At 57.1% G+C, this 13,504-nt stretch carries 12 protein-coding genes; 4 read left to right on the top strand and 8 right to left on the bottom strand.

Annotation, left to right across the window (positions count from 1 at the left end):
* Nucleotides 1-144: 144 nt before the first annotated feature.
* Both rhlE and dinG read left to right on the top strand, forming a co-directional pair.
* Nucleotides 145-1,518, top strand: coding sequence for an ATP-dependent RNA helicase RhlE (gene rhlE, locus ACWKX3_RS08940; protein WP_088207636.1), 1,374 nt, complete (start codon nucleotides 145-147; stop codon nucleotides 1,516-1,518).
* 722 nt (nucleotides 1,519-2,240) lie between these two features.
* Nucleotides 2,241-4,418, top strand: a complete 2,178-nt coding sequence (gene dinG / locus ACWKX3_RS08935; protein WP_058610588.1) for an ATP-dependent DNA helicase DinG — start codon at nucleotides 2,241-2,243, stop codon at nucleotides 4,416-4,418.
* Here dinG and ACWKX3_RS08930 read toward each other — a convergent pair.
* The 5 genes from ACWKX3_RS08930 to ACWKX3_RS08910 all read right to left on the bottom strand — a co-directional run bounded on the left by ACWKX3_RS08930 (nucleotide 4,405) and on the right by ACWKX3_RS08910 (nucleotide 9,791).
* On the bottom strand, nucleotides 4,405-4,908 hold the full coding sequence (locus tag ACWKX3_RS08930) for a fimbrial protein (protein ID WP_006177280.1): 504 nt from the start codon (nucleotides 4,906-4,908) through the stop codon (nucleotides 4,405-4,407). The genes dinG and ACWKX3_RS08930 overlap by 14 nt on opposite strands.
* A 6-nt stretch (nucleotides 4,909-4,914) precedes the next feature.
* A complete protein-coding gene (locus ACWKX3_RS08925; protein ID WP_058610589.1) occupies nucleotides 4,915-5,904 on the bottom strand; it encodes a fimbrial protein in 990 nt (329 codons plus the stop codon).
* Between the two features lie 21 nt (nucleotides 5,905-5,925).
* Complete coding sequence (locus tag ACWKX3_RS08920; RefSeq protein WP_454541613.1) at nucleotides 5,926-8,493, bottom strand: fimbria/pilus outer membrane usher protein; 2,568 nt, start codon at nucleotides 8,491-8,493, stop codon at nucleotides 5,926-5,928.
* Nucleotides 8,494-8,516: 23 nt separating this feature from the next.
* Nucleotides 8,517-9,191 carry a fimbrial biogenesis chaperone gene (locus tag ACWKX3_RS08915; RefSeq protein ID WP_220711242.1) on the bottom strand — a complete coding sequence of 225 codons (675 nt, stop codon included), beginning with the start codon at nucleotides 9,189-9,191 and terminating at the stop codon, nucleotides 8,517-8,519.
* Between the two features lie 63 nt (nucleotides 9,192-9,254).
* On the bottom strand, nucleotides 9,255-9,791 hold the full coding sequence (locus tag ACWKX3_RS08910) for a fimbrial protein (RefSeq protein ID WP_006177284.1): 537 nt from the start codon (nucleotides 9,789-9,791) through the stop codon (nucleotides 9,255-9,257).
* A gap of 248 nt (nucleotides 9,792-10,039) precedes the next feature.
* On the opposite strand from ACWKX3_RS08910, the gene ybiB reads away from it, so the two are divergent.
* Nucleotides 10,040-11,002 (top strand): DNA-binding protein YbiB, encoded by a 963-nt coding sequence (ybiB, locus tag ACWKX3_RS08905; protein ID WP_202561884.1) that lies wholly within the window; start codon nucleotides 10,040-10,042, stop codon nucleotides 11,000-11,002.
* Between the two features lie 117 nt (nucleotides 11,003-11,119).
* On the opposite strand, the gene ybiJ is transcribed toward ybiB, so the two are convergent.
* The 3 genes from ybiJ to mcbA all read right to left on the bottom strand — a co-directional run bounded on the left by ybiJ (nucleotide 11,120) and on the right by mcbA (nucleotide 12,335).
* Nucleotides 11,120-11,380: a DUF1471 family protein YbiJ gene (gene ybiJ, locus ACWKX3_RS08900; protein WP_006177287.1), complete on the bottom strand. Its 261-nt coding sequence runs from the start codon at nucleotides 11,378-11,380 to the stop codon at nucleotides 11,120-11,122.
* Between the two features lie 285 nt (nucleotides 11,381-11,665).
* Nucleotides 11,666-11,932, bottom strand: coding sequence for a DksA/TraR family C4-type zinc finger protein (locus tag ACWKX3_RS08895; protein ID WP_006177289.1), 267 nt, complete (start codon nucleotides 11,930-11,932; stop codon nucleotides 11,666-11,668).
* Nucleotides 11,933-12,068: 136 nt separating this feature from the next.
* Nucleotides 12,069-12,335, bottom strand: coding sequence for a DUF1471 family periplasmic protein McbA (gene mcbA / locus ACWKX3_RS08890; protein WP_042321058.1), 267 nt, complete (start codon nucleotides 12,333-12,335; stop codon nucleotides 12,069-12,071).
* Between the two features lie 243 nt (nucleotides 12,336-12,578).
* Here mcbA and rlmF point away from each other — a divergent pair, with 243 nt between their 5' ends.
* Complete coding sequence (rlmF, locus tag ACWKX3_RS08885) at nucleotides 12,579-13,490, top strand: 23S rRNA (adenine(1618)-N(6))-methyltransferase RlmF (protein WP_454541612.1); 912 nt, start codon at nucleotides 12,579-12,581, stop codon at nucleotides 13,488-13,490.
* Nucleotides 13,491-13,504 lie beyond the last annotated feature (14 nt).

Raw genomic sequence — 13,504 nt, 5'->3', positions numbered from 1 at the left:
GGCGCGGCTAAGGGATATTTTATGCGCCACGTCACAAAAGCTGCTACACTGCGCAACTTCACGACATTGTGGTTTTTGTCCTCCCTATTCGTAATATCTCCCTGAAAACTACACCAGTGACGGTCGGGGCGGTTCGGAGTTTTTATGTCTTTTGATTCCCTTGGCCTGAACCCGGAAATTCTGCGCGCAATCGCAGAGCAGGGCTACGTCGAGCCAACCCCTATTCAGCAGAAGGCGATTCCTGCCGTGTTGCAGGGCCGTGACCTGATGGCCAGCGCCCAGACCGGTACCGGAAAAACCGCGGGCTTTACCCTGCCGCTGTTAGAACTGCTGGTAAAAAACCAGCCGCACGCTAAAGGCCGTCGCCCGGTCCGTGCGCTGATCCTGACCCCAACCCGCGAGCTGGCCGCGCAAATTGGCGAGAACGTGCGTGATTACAGCCGCTATCTCAACATTCGCTCGCTGGTGGTTTTCGGCGGGGTGAGCATCAACCCGCAGATGATGAAACTGCGCGGCGGCGTGGACGTGCTGGTGGCAACGCCGGGCCGTCTGCTGGATCTCGAACACCAGAACGCGGTGAAGCTCGATCAGATTGAAATTCTGGTGCTGGATGAAGCTGACCGCATGCTGGATATGGGCTTTATCCACGACATTCGCCGCGTGCTGGCTAAACTGCCTGCACGTCGTCAGAACCTGCTCTTCTCCGCGACCTTCTCAGATGAGATCAAGGCGCTGGCTGAAAAGCTGCTGCATAACCCGCTGGAAGTGGAAGTGGCGCGCCGCAACACCGCCTCCGAGCAGGTGACGCAGCATGTTCACTTCGTGGATAAGAAACGTAAGCGCGAGCTGCTCTCCCAGATGATCGGGCAGGGCAACTGGCAGCAGGTGCTGGTCTTTACCCGCACCAAACACGGCGCCAACCACCTGGCGGAACAGCTGAATAAAGACGGCATCCGCAGCGCGGCAATCCACGGCAACAAGAGCCAGGGCGCGCGTACCCGTGCGCTGGCGGACTTTAAGTCTGGCGACATTCGCGTGTTGGTGGCAACGGACATCGCCGCCCGCGGTCTCGACATTGAAGAGCTGCCGCACGTGGTGAACTACGAGCTGCCAAACGTGCCGGAAGATTATGTTCACCGTATCGGCCGTACCGGTCGCGCGGCGGCCACTGGCGAAGCCCTCTCTCTGGTTTGCGTCGATGAACACAAACTGCTGCGCGATATTGAGCGTCTGCTGAAGAAAGAGATCCCGCGCATCACCACCGAAGGCTACGATGTCGATCCGTCTATTCAGGCGGAGCCGATTCAGAATGGTCGTCAGCAGCGTGGCGGCGGCGGTGGTCGTGGACAGCAGCAGCCGCGCCGTTCGGAAGGCGGCGCGCCGAAAGCATCCGGTAAACCGCCGCGCCGAAACGGCGAAGCGAAATCCGGCGGCGAGAACCCGTGGCGCAGCGGTGAAGCCCGGCCAGCAGGGGAAGGGCAGCGTCGACGCCGCCCGCGTAAACCTGCCAGCGTGTAGTTTTCTGGGATGATTGTCTGTTGGTTATAATTGAAGGTTACGTTCACCTTAATATCCACAGAATATAATACGTTCATTACCCGTGAACGTGACAAGGGGGCCACCGCGGCCCCCTTGTCAATCCCCGCGGCCCGCCATGAAATCGGTGCTTCGCACTGCGCTCACCTCCCGACCGTCTCCCTGCGGTCGGCTCGACTCGACGTCCTGTCTCGTTTCGCCTCTGGCCGCCATCCATGGCGTCCAGCCCTTGTCATCCGGTCTCCGGTTCGCCGATTTCTGCGGGACTCAACGGCGGTGCCACATTCAGGCGGCATAAAAGGTTGAGGGAGCGAGAGTCCGGCTGAAAATCGCCGAAGCGTTTCCTGAAGGCCGGGGCGACGCGCAGGGATGCGCGGCGAGGGCATAGCCTGCAGGGATGCAGGCTGGTGCCCGACCCGAAAGCCGGAAGGAATAAGCTGAGGGCACCGCGAAGCGGCGATTTTCTCTGCCGGGAGCCGGGATTGCTAAGGGGGCGGCGGTAGCCCCCTTAGCACGTTCACCGCAGAGAAATGACCAGGTAGCAGGATAGTTAAAGTGAACGGAACGATGCCACTGAAATAACAAAGAGCCTTTGCGTAGATTCGCTGCGAGGCTCTTGTCCTTACATCTGGACTTTTTCTTTTTGCGGCATCCGCCGGAAAGTGCCACAATAGTGGCTGTTTATACAGTATTTCAGGTTTACGATGGCTTTAACCGCGGCGCTCAAAGCGCAAATTGGCGCCTGGTATAAGGCGCTACAGCAGCAGATCCCCGACTTTATCCCCCGAGCGCCTCAGCGGCAGATGATTGCTGATGTGGCAAAAACGCTCGCCGGGGACGACGGGCGGCATCTGGCGATTGAAGCCCCGACGGGCGTCGGGAAGACCCTGTCGTATCTTATCCCCGGCATTGCGATTGCGCGGGAAGAGCAAAAAACGCTGGTGGTGAGTACCGCCAACGTGGCGCTGCAGGATCAAATCTTCAGCAAAGACCTGCCGCTGCTGCGCAAAATTATCCCCGATCTCCGTTTTACAGCCGCCTTTGGCCGCGGTCGCTACGTCTGCCCGCGTAACCTGGCGGCGCTCGCCAGCAGCGAGCCTGCGCAACAGGATCTGCTGGCGTTTCTTGATGATGAACTGACGCCGAACAACAAGGCCGAGCAGGAGCGGTGCGCCAAACTGAAAACCGATCTCGACGGCTATAAGTGGGACGGACTGCGCGACCACACCAGCGAGGCCATCAGCGACGATCTCTGGCGCAGGCTGAGCACCGATAAAGCGAGCTGCCTGAACCGCAACTGCCACTATTACCGCGAATGCCCGTTCTTTGTCGCCCGCCGCGAGATTCAGGAAGCGGAAGTGGTGGTCGCAAACCATGCGCTGGTGATGGCGGCGCTTGAGAGCGAAGCCGTGCTGCCGGAGCCGAAAAACCTGCTGCTGGTGCTGGATGAAGGACACCATCTGCCGGACGTCGCGCGCGATGCCCTGGAGATGAGCGCCGAAATTACCGCCCCGTGGTTCCGCCTGCAGCTCGATCTGTTCTGCAAGCTGGTGGCAACCTGCATGGAGCAGTTCCGCCCGAAAACCACGCCGCCGCTGGCGGTGCCTGAACGGCTCAACGAGCATTGCGACGAGGTATACGGGCTAATCTCGTCGCTGAATAACATCCTGAACCTGTATCTGCCGCAGACCCAGGAGGCGGAACACCGCTTTGCCATGGGCGAATTGCCGGACGAGGTGATGGAGATTTGCCAGCAGCTGGCGAAGCACCTTGAGAAACTGCGCGGGCTGGCGGAGATGTTCTTAAACGACCTGAGCGAGAAAACCGGCACCCACGACGTGGTGCGGCTTCACCGTATTTTGTTGCAGATGAACCGCGCGCTCGGCATGTTTGAGGCGCAAAGCAAGCTCTGGCGGCTGGCCTCTCTGGCGCAGGCGTCCGGCGCGCCGGTCACCAAATGGGCGACCCGGGAAACGCGGGACGGGCAGGTGCACCTCTTTTTCCACTGCGTGGGTATCCGCGTTGCCGATCAGCTGGAAAAGCTCATCTGGCGCAGCGTGCCGCATGTCGTCGTCACGTCAGCCACGCTGCGTTCCCTGAACAGCTTCTCCAGGCTGCAGGAGATGAGCGGCCTCCGGGAGAAAGCGGGCGACCGCTTCGTGGCGCTGGATTCGCCGTTTAACCACTGCGAGCAGGGCAAGCTGGTGATCCCGCGTATGCAGTACGAGCCGCTTATCGACAACGAAGAGCAGCATATCGCCGAGATGGCGGCCTACTTCCGTGAGCAGCTTGAGAGCAAAAAATTCCCCGGCATGCTGGTGCTGTTTGCCAGCGGGCGCGCGATGCAGCGCTTCCTTGAACACGTCACCGACCTGCGGTTACTGCTGCTGGTGCAGGGCGATAAGCCCCGCTACCGGCTGGTCGAGCTGCACCGCCAGCGCATTGACGGCGGCGAGCGCAGCGTGCTGATCGGCCTGCAGTCGTTCGCGGAAGGGCTGGATCTGAAGGGGGATTATTTAACCCAGGTGCATATCCATAAAATCGCCTTCCCGCCTATCGACAGCCCGGTGGTGATCACCGAGGGCGAATGGCTGAAAAGCCTGAATCGCTATCCGTTTGAGGTGCAAAGCCTGCCGGCAGCGTCGTTTAACCTGATTCAGCAGGTGGGGCGCTTGATTCGTAGCCATGGCTGCTGGGGCGAGGTGGTGATTTACGATAAACGACTGCTGACCAAAAATTACGGCCCGCGGTTGCTGAACGCCTTGCCCGTGTTCCCGATTGAACAGCCCGACGTGCCCGAGGTAAAAAAACGCCCGGCGAAAGTGATTGCCGGGCGTAAAAAAAGCATCCGTGCTAAGGGGCGCGGTCCTACTGGTAAGTGAATGTCACCTGCACAACGCTGTTAAACGTACCGGCGCTGACGGGCGTGGAGGTTGCATAGTAGCGGGCGGCCAGGGGGAACTCTGCCGTATGGTCGCTTTTGTTAATCACCACGTTAAAACTGGCCTGCGGCGAAATCAGGATGTTGTCCTGCCGGTCGGCCAGTTCAAGCGCAAGGCCTTTTGCGCTGCCGGTATTGGCGAATTTCGTCGGGTGAACGCTGTCGGGCTGGCCGTAAAAAAAGGCGTTCGACAGCGTCAGGCTTGACGGACAATGCGACACCTTCAGGGAAAATTCTTTCCACTCTCCCGTATCGCCCACGCTTTTAAAACTCGTTGCGGTTGCCTGGCCCAAATCGACGGTCAAATTTCGGCTGGCGCTGTCCACGACGCAGGTGTTGGCATAGATATGTCCCGTTATCTGGAGATTAATGTCATCTGCATGGGCGCTCGTCATCAGCCCCAGCAGCGTTAACAACATGATTTTTTTCATCTGAGATCACTTATAGGCAAGCGTGACGGTGGCGACGGTGTTGGCAGGGCCAGGGGTCACAAGGGCAGCAGTTTGTTCGTAGCGCAACTCCAGCGGAATGCGCAGCGTCTGGTTGGCATAGGCTTCGGTCCCCAGCGACTCATATTCACCAAACGTCGGGATCATGCCGTCCACCAGCATTCTGACGCCGATGCCCGTGGCGACGCCGCTCTCCTGGGTGAGCTTAATCACCCCGGGGAACGCGCTCTCGTAGCCGTTGCCGCTGGTAACCTTCATTTGCGGCTGGACTGTCGTGTCGCAGTTAACGTTGACGTAGACCGTTTGCGCCGGATCGGAGAGCGTGCCGGTACCCACAAAATCACTTAACGGGAAATCGCCAAGATTCACGGTCAGATCTTTTGGTGATACCGAGCAGGTCACCTGGTGGAGGATCACGTTGCCGGAGTAGGCGATATTGTTAGGGTTGCCGATGCCTTCATGGGCAAAGACGCCGATGCCAAATCTGGTTTGCGACTGCACAAGCGTCCCGGAGATGACGTTATCGCTGGTCTTTACCAGCTCCAGGGTGACGTTGAAGCTGAACGACTGTTTACCGTCGGTCGAGATATAGCCAATCGGCGTTTCCCGGGAGTCACACTGTACGCCGCCCGCGCCTCTGATGCGCTGACCTTGTTCGTTCATCAGGGCGACGCCAATGCCCTCAACACCCGAATCATACACCCCCCTCATGCCAGGAATTTCTGAACCGGTGCCGTAGTAGCAGGAGACAATCTCAAGGCCGCTGTCGACGCTTTCATCGCAATTGCCCGCGACGTGAACGGTCTGCTCGGTGCCTGGAATGGTTTCCCCCACCGGCAGGGTTGTCGGCACGGAAACCGAGGCAACGTTGATCATCTTCGGCATGTCCGGCGTCGTACAGGTGGCCTTTGCATGAGGCATAAAGAACGAGGCCGTGCCCAGAACGAGAAGAAAGAAGAACGATTTAACGAGTTGCATATGCTAAGCCTTCACGATGGATTAGTGACACTGCGCAGCAGCGTTAATAATGTTGGTTTTATTTTTCTCGTCCGTAAGTAGGTAGTTTGCGACACAGTGCTCGCTGGCGTCCTGCCCCCATGACACGTCGAGCTTGCCGCGCCTCGGCAGCCCGGAGAGATAGGTCTGGCCGTCAACCCCCACGATAAACTCGCTGTCTTTATCTTCCGTGGTGACCGTTGCGCCGAACGGCAGCGGCTTGCCGCCGTGCGTCAGCGTCATCAGCACCCGGTTGCCCACGCGGGTGTTGAAGGTGGCGCGCACCACCGCGCCGCGGGTGGGGGTGACGATTTGCGCCGCGTGCGTCACGTCGGCATCGTCCGGCAGCGTTTCGGTATCCAGCTCGATGGTGTTGTGTCGGTATGCGGTCACAAACGGCACCACGGTATAGCCGCGGAAGTCGGTCTCAACGCCGGTCTGGTTGGCGATGTGCGTCCCGTGCGTGCCCGGCGCTTTCACCAGGGCGATGGTCTCGCCCAGCGGCTGGCTCAGGGTGATGCCGTTGGCATGGGCGATAACCCCGCCCTGCAGGCCCACGTTGGCGGTGCGCTGGTTTTTATCCTGGCTCAGGCCGCCGCTCAGTTCGCCGTAGGTGGCCTTATAGTCGGCGTTCATGCTGGTTGAGTTGCCGTTACCGGAGGAGTCCAGACCTTCCTGAACGTTCCAGTTAAGGTTGTTCTCCTCCAGCGCCGTGCCGTTTACCCCGAGGTTCTGTACAGTGCCGTCCTTGCTGTTGTTCATGTTGTAGGTAGCCCAGGTGTTGTGCATCCAGCGGTCGAGCGGAACCGAAACGCTCAGCGCGAACAGATTATCGTTGCTGACCGACTCGCCGTTTTCATCGCTGTCGTTGGTGTTTTTGTTCAGGCTGTAGCTCAGGCTGTAAGTGATGCCCTTCCAGCTGTTGTTGTAGCTGACGCTCATGGAGGTCATGTCCTGGCTCTGGGTCCAGTAGGTCTCTTTCACCAGGCTCAGCGTGACCGACCCCCAGCCTTCGCCCAGCGTCTGATCGATGGTGGCCTCGGTACGGGCGCGACGCTGTTGCGGGGCCGACCAGTCGCTGGCATGGGTGTACGACTCCATGGTGTCTTCCAGGGTGTAGAATCCTTTGCTGTTGTAGCGATAGCCTGCCAGCGAGAAGTTGGTACCCGTGCCGGCAAAGTCTTTGCTGTAACGCAGGCGCCAGGATTGGCCTTTGCTGGCTTTCTGTTTCTTGAGCAGCGCTTTGGCGCGCGTGACGTCAATGGAGAACGCCCCGAGATCGCCAAAGTTTTTCCCGGTGCCGAGCGCCGCGGAGTGGTAATGGCTGCTTTGCTGCAGGCCGCCGTAGGCGGTGAAGCCGTACGGTAAACCATAGATAGCGCTGCCCTGGGCAAAGGGCGTTTTCTCGACGTCTTTATCGTAGGAACGATAGCGGCCCGCGGTTGCGCTGTACTTCAGGTGCTTTTCACGCTGCAAAACGGGGACAGAGGCGTAGGGCACCACAAAGTGGCGCTCGCTGCCGTCCGTCTCTTTTACGGTGACCTGTAAATCACCGCTGCTGCCGGTGGGGTACAAATCGTTAATTTCGAACGCGCCAGGCGCCACGGTGTTCTGATAAATGACGTAGCCGTTCTGGCGGACCACCACCTGCGCGTTGCTGTGTGCGGTACCGCGAATGATAGGGGCGTAGCCTCTTTCGCTGTCTGGCAGCATGTCGCTGTCGGAGTTAAGCTGCACGCCGGTGTAGGGCACGCTGTCAAAGACGTCGGCCGGGGAGCTGCTCTGGCCCAGCGTCACATCGCTTTTCATCGCCACGATATCGCGTTGGGCATAGGTGTAAACCGACGAGAATTTCTGCTGCTCTTCGTGGCCGGTGGTGCTTCGGTTCCAGGTGGAATAGTTACGGATGCGCCACGCGCCGATGTTCAGGCCGGGGCGAAGGTTCACGTACTGGCTGCTGCTGTCCTGCATGCCGGGCTGGCGGGCCTGCGTCTGGCTGGCGGTGGCGCTGTAGTTGAGTATGCCGGCGGTGATCCCTTCATCAAATTCTTTCGGGTCGATATAGCCGCGCGGCACCTGGCCCAGCGCGGATTGCGGAATGCTCAGCAGCAGCTGCTGATTGCTGACGCGAAACGTGGCCGAGGCCGCCGGAATGGCGTGCAGGTTGGCACATTTCCCCGCGCCCGCCAGCCCAGGAAACGATTTGGTTTTAATGCCGAGGCTCTTTAATTCGTCCAGGCTAAAACAGGGCTGAAGCGAAGTCTCGCCCAACGCCGCTTTTTGCAGCGTAAAAGTGACGTCGCGGGTATCAATTTTATTGTTATTGATATAAATGGCGACCTGATATTTTCCTGGCGCCTGACCTGGACCTTTTTCATAAATAGACAGGTCAGTTTTTTCCTGCTGTGGATTATCGACGTCAAGCAGCGCCGGGTTAAAATAATCATCTGCCCGCGTTTTTTGCGAAAAACCAATCACTGCCAGACCGCATATCAGGGTCAGCAGAGTCAGTAATCGGTAAACGGAAGGCAGCCTGAACGGCCTTCCTGGGGTAGAGGTATAAATAACCATTCAATCCACTGTTTGGCTGTCGATTAATGAACGGATGTAGACCAGCTTTTGCTGATGCTGCCGTAGTCAGTAATAATTGACCAGGTGACGTTAGAGCCGCCGGTATGAGCAGGCAGTGCGATGCGCGTTTGCGTTTCTGGCACGGCCCAGCCGGCTTTATCAATTTTGTGGCCGTTCAGCGTGACGCTCTGGAAATTCATATAAAATGGCGTGGGGTTATTAACCACCAGGTCGTTGCCCTCGCGGTGCCATTCCAGCTTATCGGCCACGTCTTCCGGTTTGCCTTTAACCGATGCCGGGCGATAAAGTAATTTAATGCGCGTGTTGATGGCGATTTGCAGCGTATTCACGCCCTCAACGCGTTTTGATGAGGGAATGGCTTTAATATTCAGCCAAAAAAGCGACTCGCGATCTTCAGGTAAATTTCCGCCGGTGCGGACAACGCGCAATACGTTATCTTCTTTGGCATCCAGGCGAAAAAGGGGAGGCGTAATCAGAAACGGCGCTTTCGCCAGATTTTTACCGCCAGAATCCGCCCAGGACTGCACCAGATAATCTGTTGCATCCGGGTTTGAAATACCGATTGAGGATTCCTTTTTCCCTCCCTGGTAAATAAGGCGCGTGCCGTTAATAATCACGCCCGCATGTGCGGTCGCTGCTACCAGTAAAAGTGTGCTCAGTAAATAACCGTGACGCATAGCTGTTTCTCAAAATAAGGAAGGACTATTGATCACGCGAAAAATAGTCCTTGAAGGATGATATCAGTTATAAATAACGGTGAATGTGGAGACGGAGTTTGCCGGGCCTGCGGTGACCGCTGCCTGGGTTTGAATATAACGTGCACCAAATTCAAGATCGTTAACGGCGGTTCCGGAAGCCAGAGGGTACTCTTTGGACGGCGTGTATAAGCTCACGGGTTGTTCAGAAGAGTCGAGCAGCTGGATCGCCACGCCGCTTGCCGCATCCGCATCCGGGGTCAGCGCCAGCGTCGTGTTGTTATTCGCATCTGGCGTACCGCCAAAATTGATGGACGCCGAGGTAACGGTTTCCGGGCAGTTTTTCAGCTCAATATCAAATTTCGTGGCGGTGCTGGTGGAACCTGCACCGGTAAAGACCGTTTTCGAGACCTTGCCTAAGGTCACGTTCAACGGATTACTTAAACCATTTACAACCTGACACGCGGAATCAATGATTTCGCCCGTAAAGTTGATTTGTCCTTCTCCGTCCGTTGCCGCAAAAGCGGAGGCCGAGCAGCCCACAACGGATGCGACGAAGAGACCTAACGCAATCTTATTCATAATTAATCCTGATGTAGGGCGGAGACCTTGCCTGGAAGTTTCCGCCGTTGTTCCTCACTAACTTCGGTCGATATTTAAACAAAATCCGGGCGGAGAAGATTCTTGTATTCAGCTCACAAATAATTGAACTTTTTCTTGCATTATTTTTTATGTTCAAAAACGCGGGCGCTGTTTTCGGGGATAAAAGGCTATCTGGCGGGACTTCATCAGGGCTATAGTGAGAGCACTATGCAGGAAGGAGAAATGTCGTGGATTATCGCAAAATTATCAAAGAAGTAGGGCGCGGGAAAAACCACGCTCGCGACCTGGATCGTGAAACTGCCCGTGCGCTCTACAGCCATATGCTGAACGGCGAAGTACCCGATCTGGAAATGGGCGGCATACTGATTGCCCTGCGGATCAAGGGGGAAGGGGAAGCCGAAATGCGCGGCTTTTACGACGCCATGCAGGCGCAGACAATCCGCCTGACGCCACCGGTGGCAAAACCAATGCCGATTGTTATTCCCAGCTATAACGGCGCGCGCAAGCAGGCGAACCTGACGCCGCTGCTGGCGATCCTGCTGCACAAGCTCGGTTTTCCGGTGGTGGTGCACGGGGTGAGTGAAGATCCTACGCGCGTTCTGACCCAGACCATTTTTGAACAGCTGGGGATTGAGCCGACCCTGCACGCCGGCCAGGCGCAGGCAAAGCTCGACAGCCATCAGCCCGTTTTTATTCCGGTGAAAGCGCTGTGCCCGCCGCTGGAGAAGCAGCTGGATATGCGCTGGCGAATGGGGGTGCGTAACAGCGCCCACACCCTGGCAAAGCTGGCGACGCCGTTTGCGGAAGATGCCGCGCTGCGTCTCTCCAGCGTGTCGCATCCGGAGTATGTCGCCCGCGTAGGCACCTTCTTTGACGCAATCGGCGGCAGGGCGTTACTGATGCACGGTACGGAAGGGGAGGTGTATGCCAACCCGCAGCGCTGTCCACAGCTGGTGCTGATCGACGCACAGGGCACGCGCGCGCTGCTTGAGCGCGGCGAGGAGAACACAGACGTTATCCTGCCTGCGGCGAAAGATCCGCATACTACCGCGCGCTGGATTGAACAGTGTCTGGCAGGCAATGTCCCTGTACCGCGCGCGATAATGCTGCAGATGGCGTGTTGTCTGCTGGCGACGGGTGAGGTGGCGACGCTGGACGCAGGGCTTGAGCGCGTGGCGCAGGCGTTTTAGGCAAAAAAAAGCCCGTCCAGTGGCGGACGGGCAAACAAAGGGTAACAACAACAGGGTCAATGAGGGTTGGAGCATCTCACCAGAGGGTAAGGTGAGGGTGGAGCATAATGCGTTCGCTTATTTGTAGATAACCGCGGTACCGCTTAACTTGTTATTGTTGTTCGCGGAGGTGATGGTGTATCCACTTGCGCCGGCAGCCGCTGCTTTCTCAGCCAGTTTTGCTTCCAGGCCGTCCAGCGTGGTAGCGCCTTCTGCACTGACCACACCGATTTTATTCATGTTCTGCGCCTGAGTGGCGGAGACAGGCTCTGCGGCGAAAGCGCCAAAGGACAGAGCGGAAAGGGCAACAGCGGCAACAGCATATTTGATGGTTTTCATGATTATTCTCTCGCAGATGATTCTGTTAAGGGGACGATGTTCCGTCGATGTGATAAGTATCACGGTTTTTTGCGGAGGATAAAATCGAAGAGAATTGACGTGGTTGCTCAAAAAAATTGAATGACAAATAACATATTGAATAGTAATAACTTCAGCGAAGCGATTTACGTTTCTTGCCGCTGCGCTTTACAGAAGCCGCGTGAAGGGCACGATTTGCTACGCGGTTCGCTGAAAAGCGTGAGCGTAAAGGAAACCGCTTTCGTCGTGAATTTGCGTAAAGCCAGGTCAACGTAACTGGCTGTCTTTCGATCCTCTGCGATTATATCCTGCGTGTGAAGTATTATGCGAATCTTTATCCTGCTGGCAGGTGATGCATAACCGCACGCCGGGGATGGCTTTTCGCCGCGCCTCGGGAATGGGATCGCCGCACTCTTCACATTCATACAAACTCTCACCGCGCGGAATTTCACCGCGAGCGCGGGCAACAGCATCTTCAATGGTACTGTTGATCTGTTCGTTTACTGCGTCGTCATTTGCCCAGCCGGAAGCCATGGCATCCTCCAGTGTCGTGTTTATATAAGTGGTGTTTATATAAAGTATAGGATCGATATGGGGTTAAAAGGTGAACGTACAAGGCGCGGTAGGGTGAAACTGCATCTGTTGCCCAGATGCAGTCGGGGGCGGAACGTTATTTATAGATAGTGGCTGTGCCGTACATATGGTTATCGCCACCGGCGGCGTTCACCACAAAACCTTTCGCACCTTCTTCACGGGCTTTTTCAGCCAGCTTGCTCTGAAGATCGTCAAGATTGCTTGCGCGGCTGACGGAGACAGTACCGGCAGGGCGCAGCTGGCTGGTGTCGTTGCTGGGGGTGAGAGGCTCTACAGACCAGGCAGAAAATGAGGCGGTCGCGAGTGCTCCGGCGATGACAGCCAGGGACAAATATTTTTTCATAATCACATCCTCCGGGAGAAACAACGGGTGATTCCAGTTAAGTTTAGATGCCCTGAGAGTGTGATTTAGCGCAAAAATTTGATGATGATCTGCTTATTTTTTGAACAATGTTAATTGACAAAACGCTGACAGATCATAGACATACACGCCGTTGATTTTTGTCGCTTTTTTGTTCGCCTCACAGAAATATTTACCGTTGGGTCAGCAAAGGGTATCTTACGCCGCTGTTTAAAGGAGAACGCCATGACTTCCCAAAAGCCCGGAATGCACCCCCGTAATCGCCACCGCAGCCGTTATGACATGAATGCCCTGTGCCAGAGCTGCCCGGAGCTAAAGACTTTTATCGTCCAGACCCCGGCCGGTGAGCCCTCGGTTATCTTTGCCGATCCGCAGGCGGTAAAAGCGCTGAACAAAGCGCTGCTGGCCCATTTCTACGGCGTGACGCACTGGGACATTCCTGAAGGCTTTCTCTGCCCGCCCGTACCCGGCCGTGCCGATTACGTTCACCACCTTGCCGATCTGCTGGCCGACGATTGCGGCGGCGTGGTTCCCGCGCAGGCAAGCGTTCTGGATATCGGTACCGGGGCGAACCTGATCTACCCGCTTATTGGCGCGCATGAATACGGCTGGCGTTTTACCGGCAGTGAAACGGGCGCAGAGGCGTTCTCAAGCGCGCAGGCCATCATCAACGCCAACCCGGGGTTAAGCCGCGCGGTTCGCCTGCGTCGCCAGAAAGATGCGTCGTCGATTTTCAACGGCATCATTCATAAGAACGAACAGTACGATGCCACGATGTGCAACCCGCCGTTCCATGACTCCGCGGCAACCGCCCGTGCGGGCAGCGAGCGCAAGCGTCGCAATCTGGGCCAGGCGCAAGATGCGGCGCTGAACTTTGGCGGCCAGCAGCAGGAGCTGTGGTGTGAAGGCGGTGAAGTGGCGTTTATCCTGCGCATGATTGATGAGAGCAAAGCCTATGGCCGCCAGGTGAAGTGGTTCACGACGTTAGTCTCACGCGGCGACAACCTGCCGCCGCTGTACCGTGCCCTGACCGATGCGGGCGCGGTAAAAGTGGTGAAAAAAGAGATGGCGCAGGGGCAGAAGCAGAGCCGATTCATCGCCTGGTCGTTTATGGACAATAACAAACGCCGCAAATAATGTGACCCATAGGC

This window comes from Enterobacter sp. UPMP2052 (assembly GCF_053709675.1).
The sequence above is the reverse complement of the archived record's forward strand: the minus strand, read 5'-3'. Positions and strand labels throughout refer to the sequence as shown.

Bases quoted from the DNA above. Each gene is read 5' to 3' on its own strand.
- ACWKX3_RS08920 (WP_454541613.1), bottom strand. From the start codon at position 8,493: ATGGTTATTTATACCTCTACCCCAGGAAGGCCGTTCAGGCTGCCTTCC.
- ACWKX3_RS08895 (WP_006177289.1), bottom strand. From the start codon at position 11,932: ATGGCTTCCGGCTGGGCAAATGACGACGCAGTAAACGAACAGATCAAC.
- mcbA (WP_042321058.1), bottom strand. From the start codon at position 12,335: ATGAAAAAATATTTGTCCCTGGCTGTCATCGCCGGAGCACTCGCGACC.
- ybiJ (WP_006177287.1), bottom strand. From the start codon at position 11,380: ATGAAAACCATCAAATATGCTGTTGCCGCTGTTGCCCTTTCCGCTCTG.
- dinG (WP_058610588.1), top strand. From the start codon at position 2,241: ATGGCTTTAACCGCGGCGCTCAAAGCGCAAATTGGCGCCTGGTATAAG.
- rlmF (WP_454541612.1), top strand. From the start codon at position 12,579: ATGACTTCCCAAAAGCCCGGAATGCACCCCCGTAATCGCCACCGCAGC.
- ACWKX3_RS08925 (WP_058610589.1), bottom strand. From the start codon at position 5,904: ATGCAACTCGTTAAATCGTTCTTCTTTCTTCTCGTTCTGGGCACGGCC.
- ACWKX3_RS08910 (WP_006177284.1), bottom strand. From the start codon at position 9,791: ATGAATAAGATTGCGTTAGGTCTCTTCGTCGCATCCGTTGTGGGCTGC.
- rhlE (WP_088207636.1), top strand. From the start codon at position 145: ATGTCTTTTGATTCCCTTGGCCTGAACCCGGAAATTCTGCGCGCAATC.
- ACWKX3_RS08915 (WP_220711242.1), bottom strand. From the start codon at position 9,191: ATGCGTCACGGTTATTTACTGAGCACACTTTTACTGGTAGCAGCGACC.
- ACWKX3_RS08930 (WP_006177280.1), bottom strand. From the start codon at position 4,908: ATGAAAAAAATCATGTTGTTAACGCTGCTGGGGCTGATGACGAGCGCC.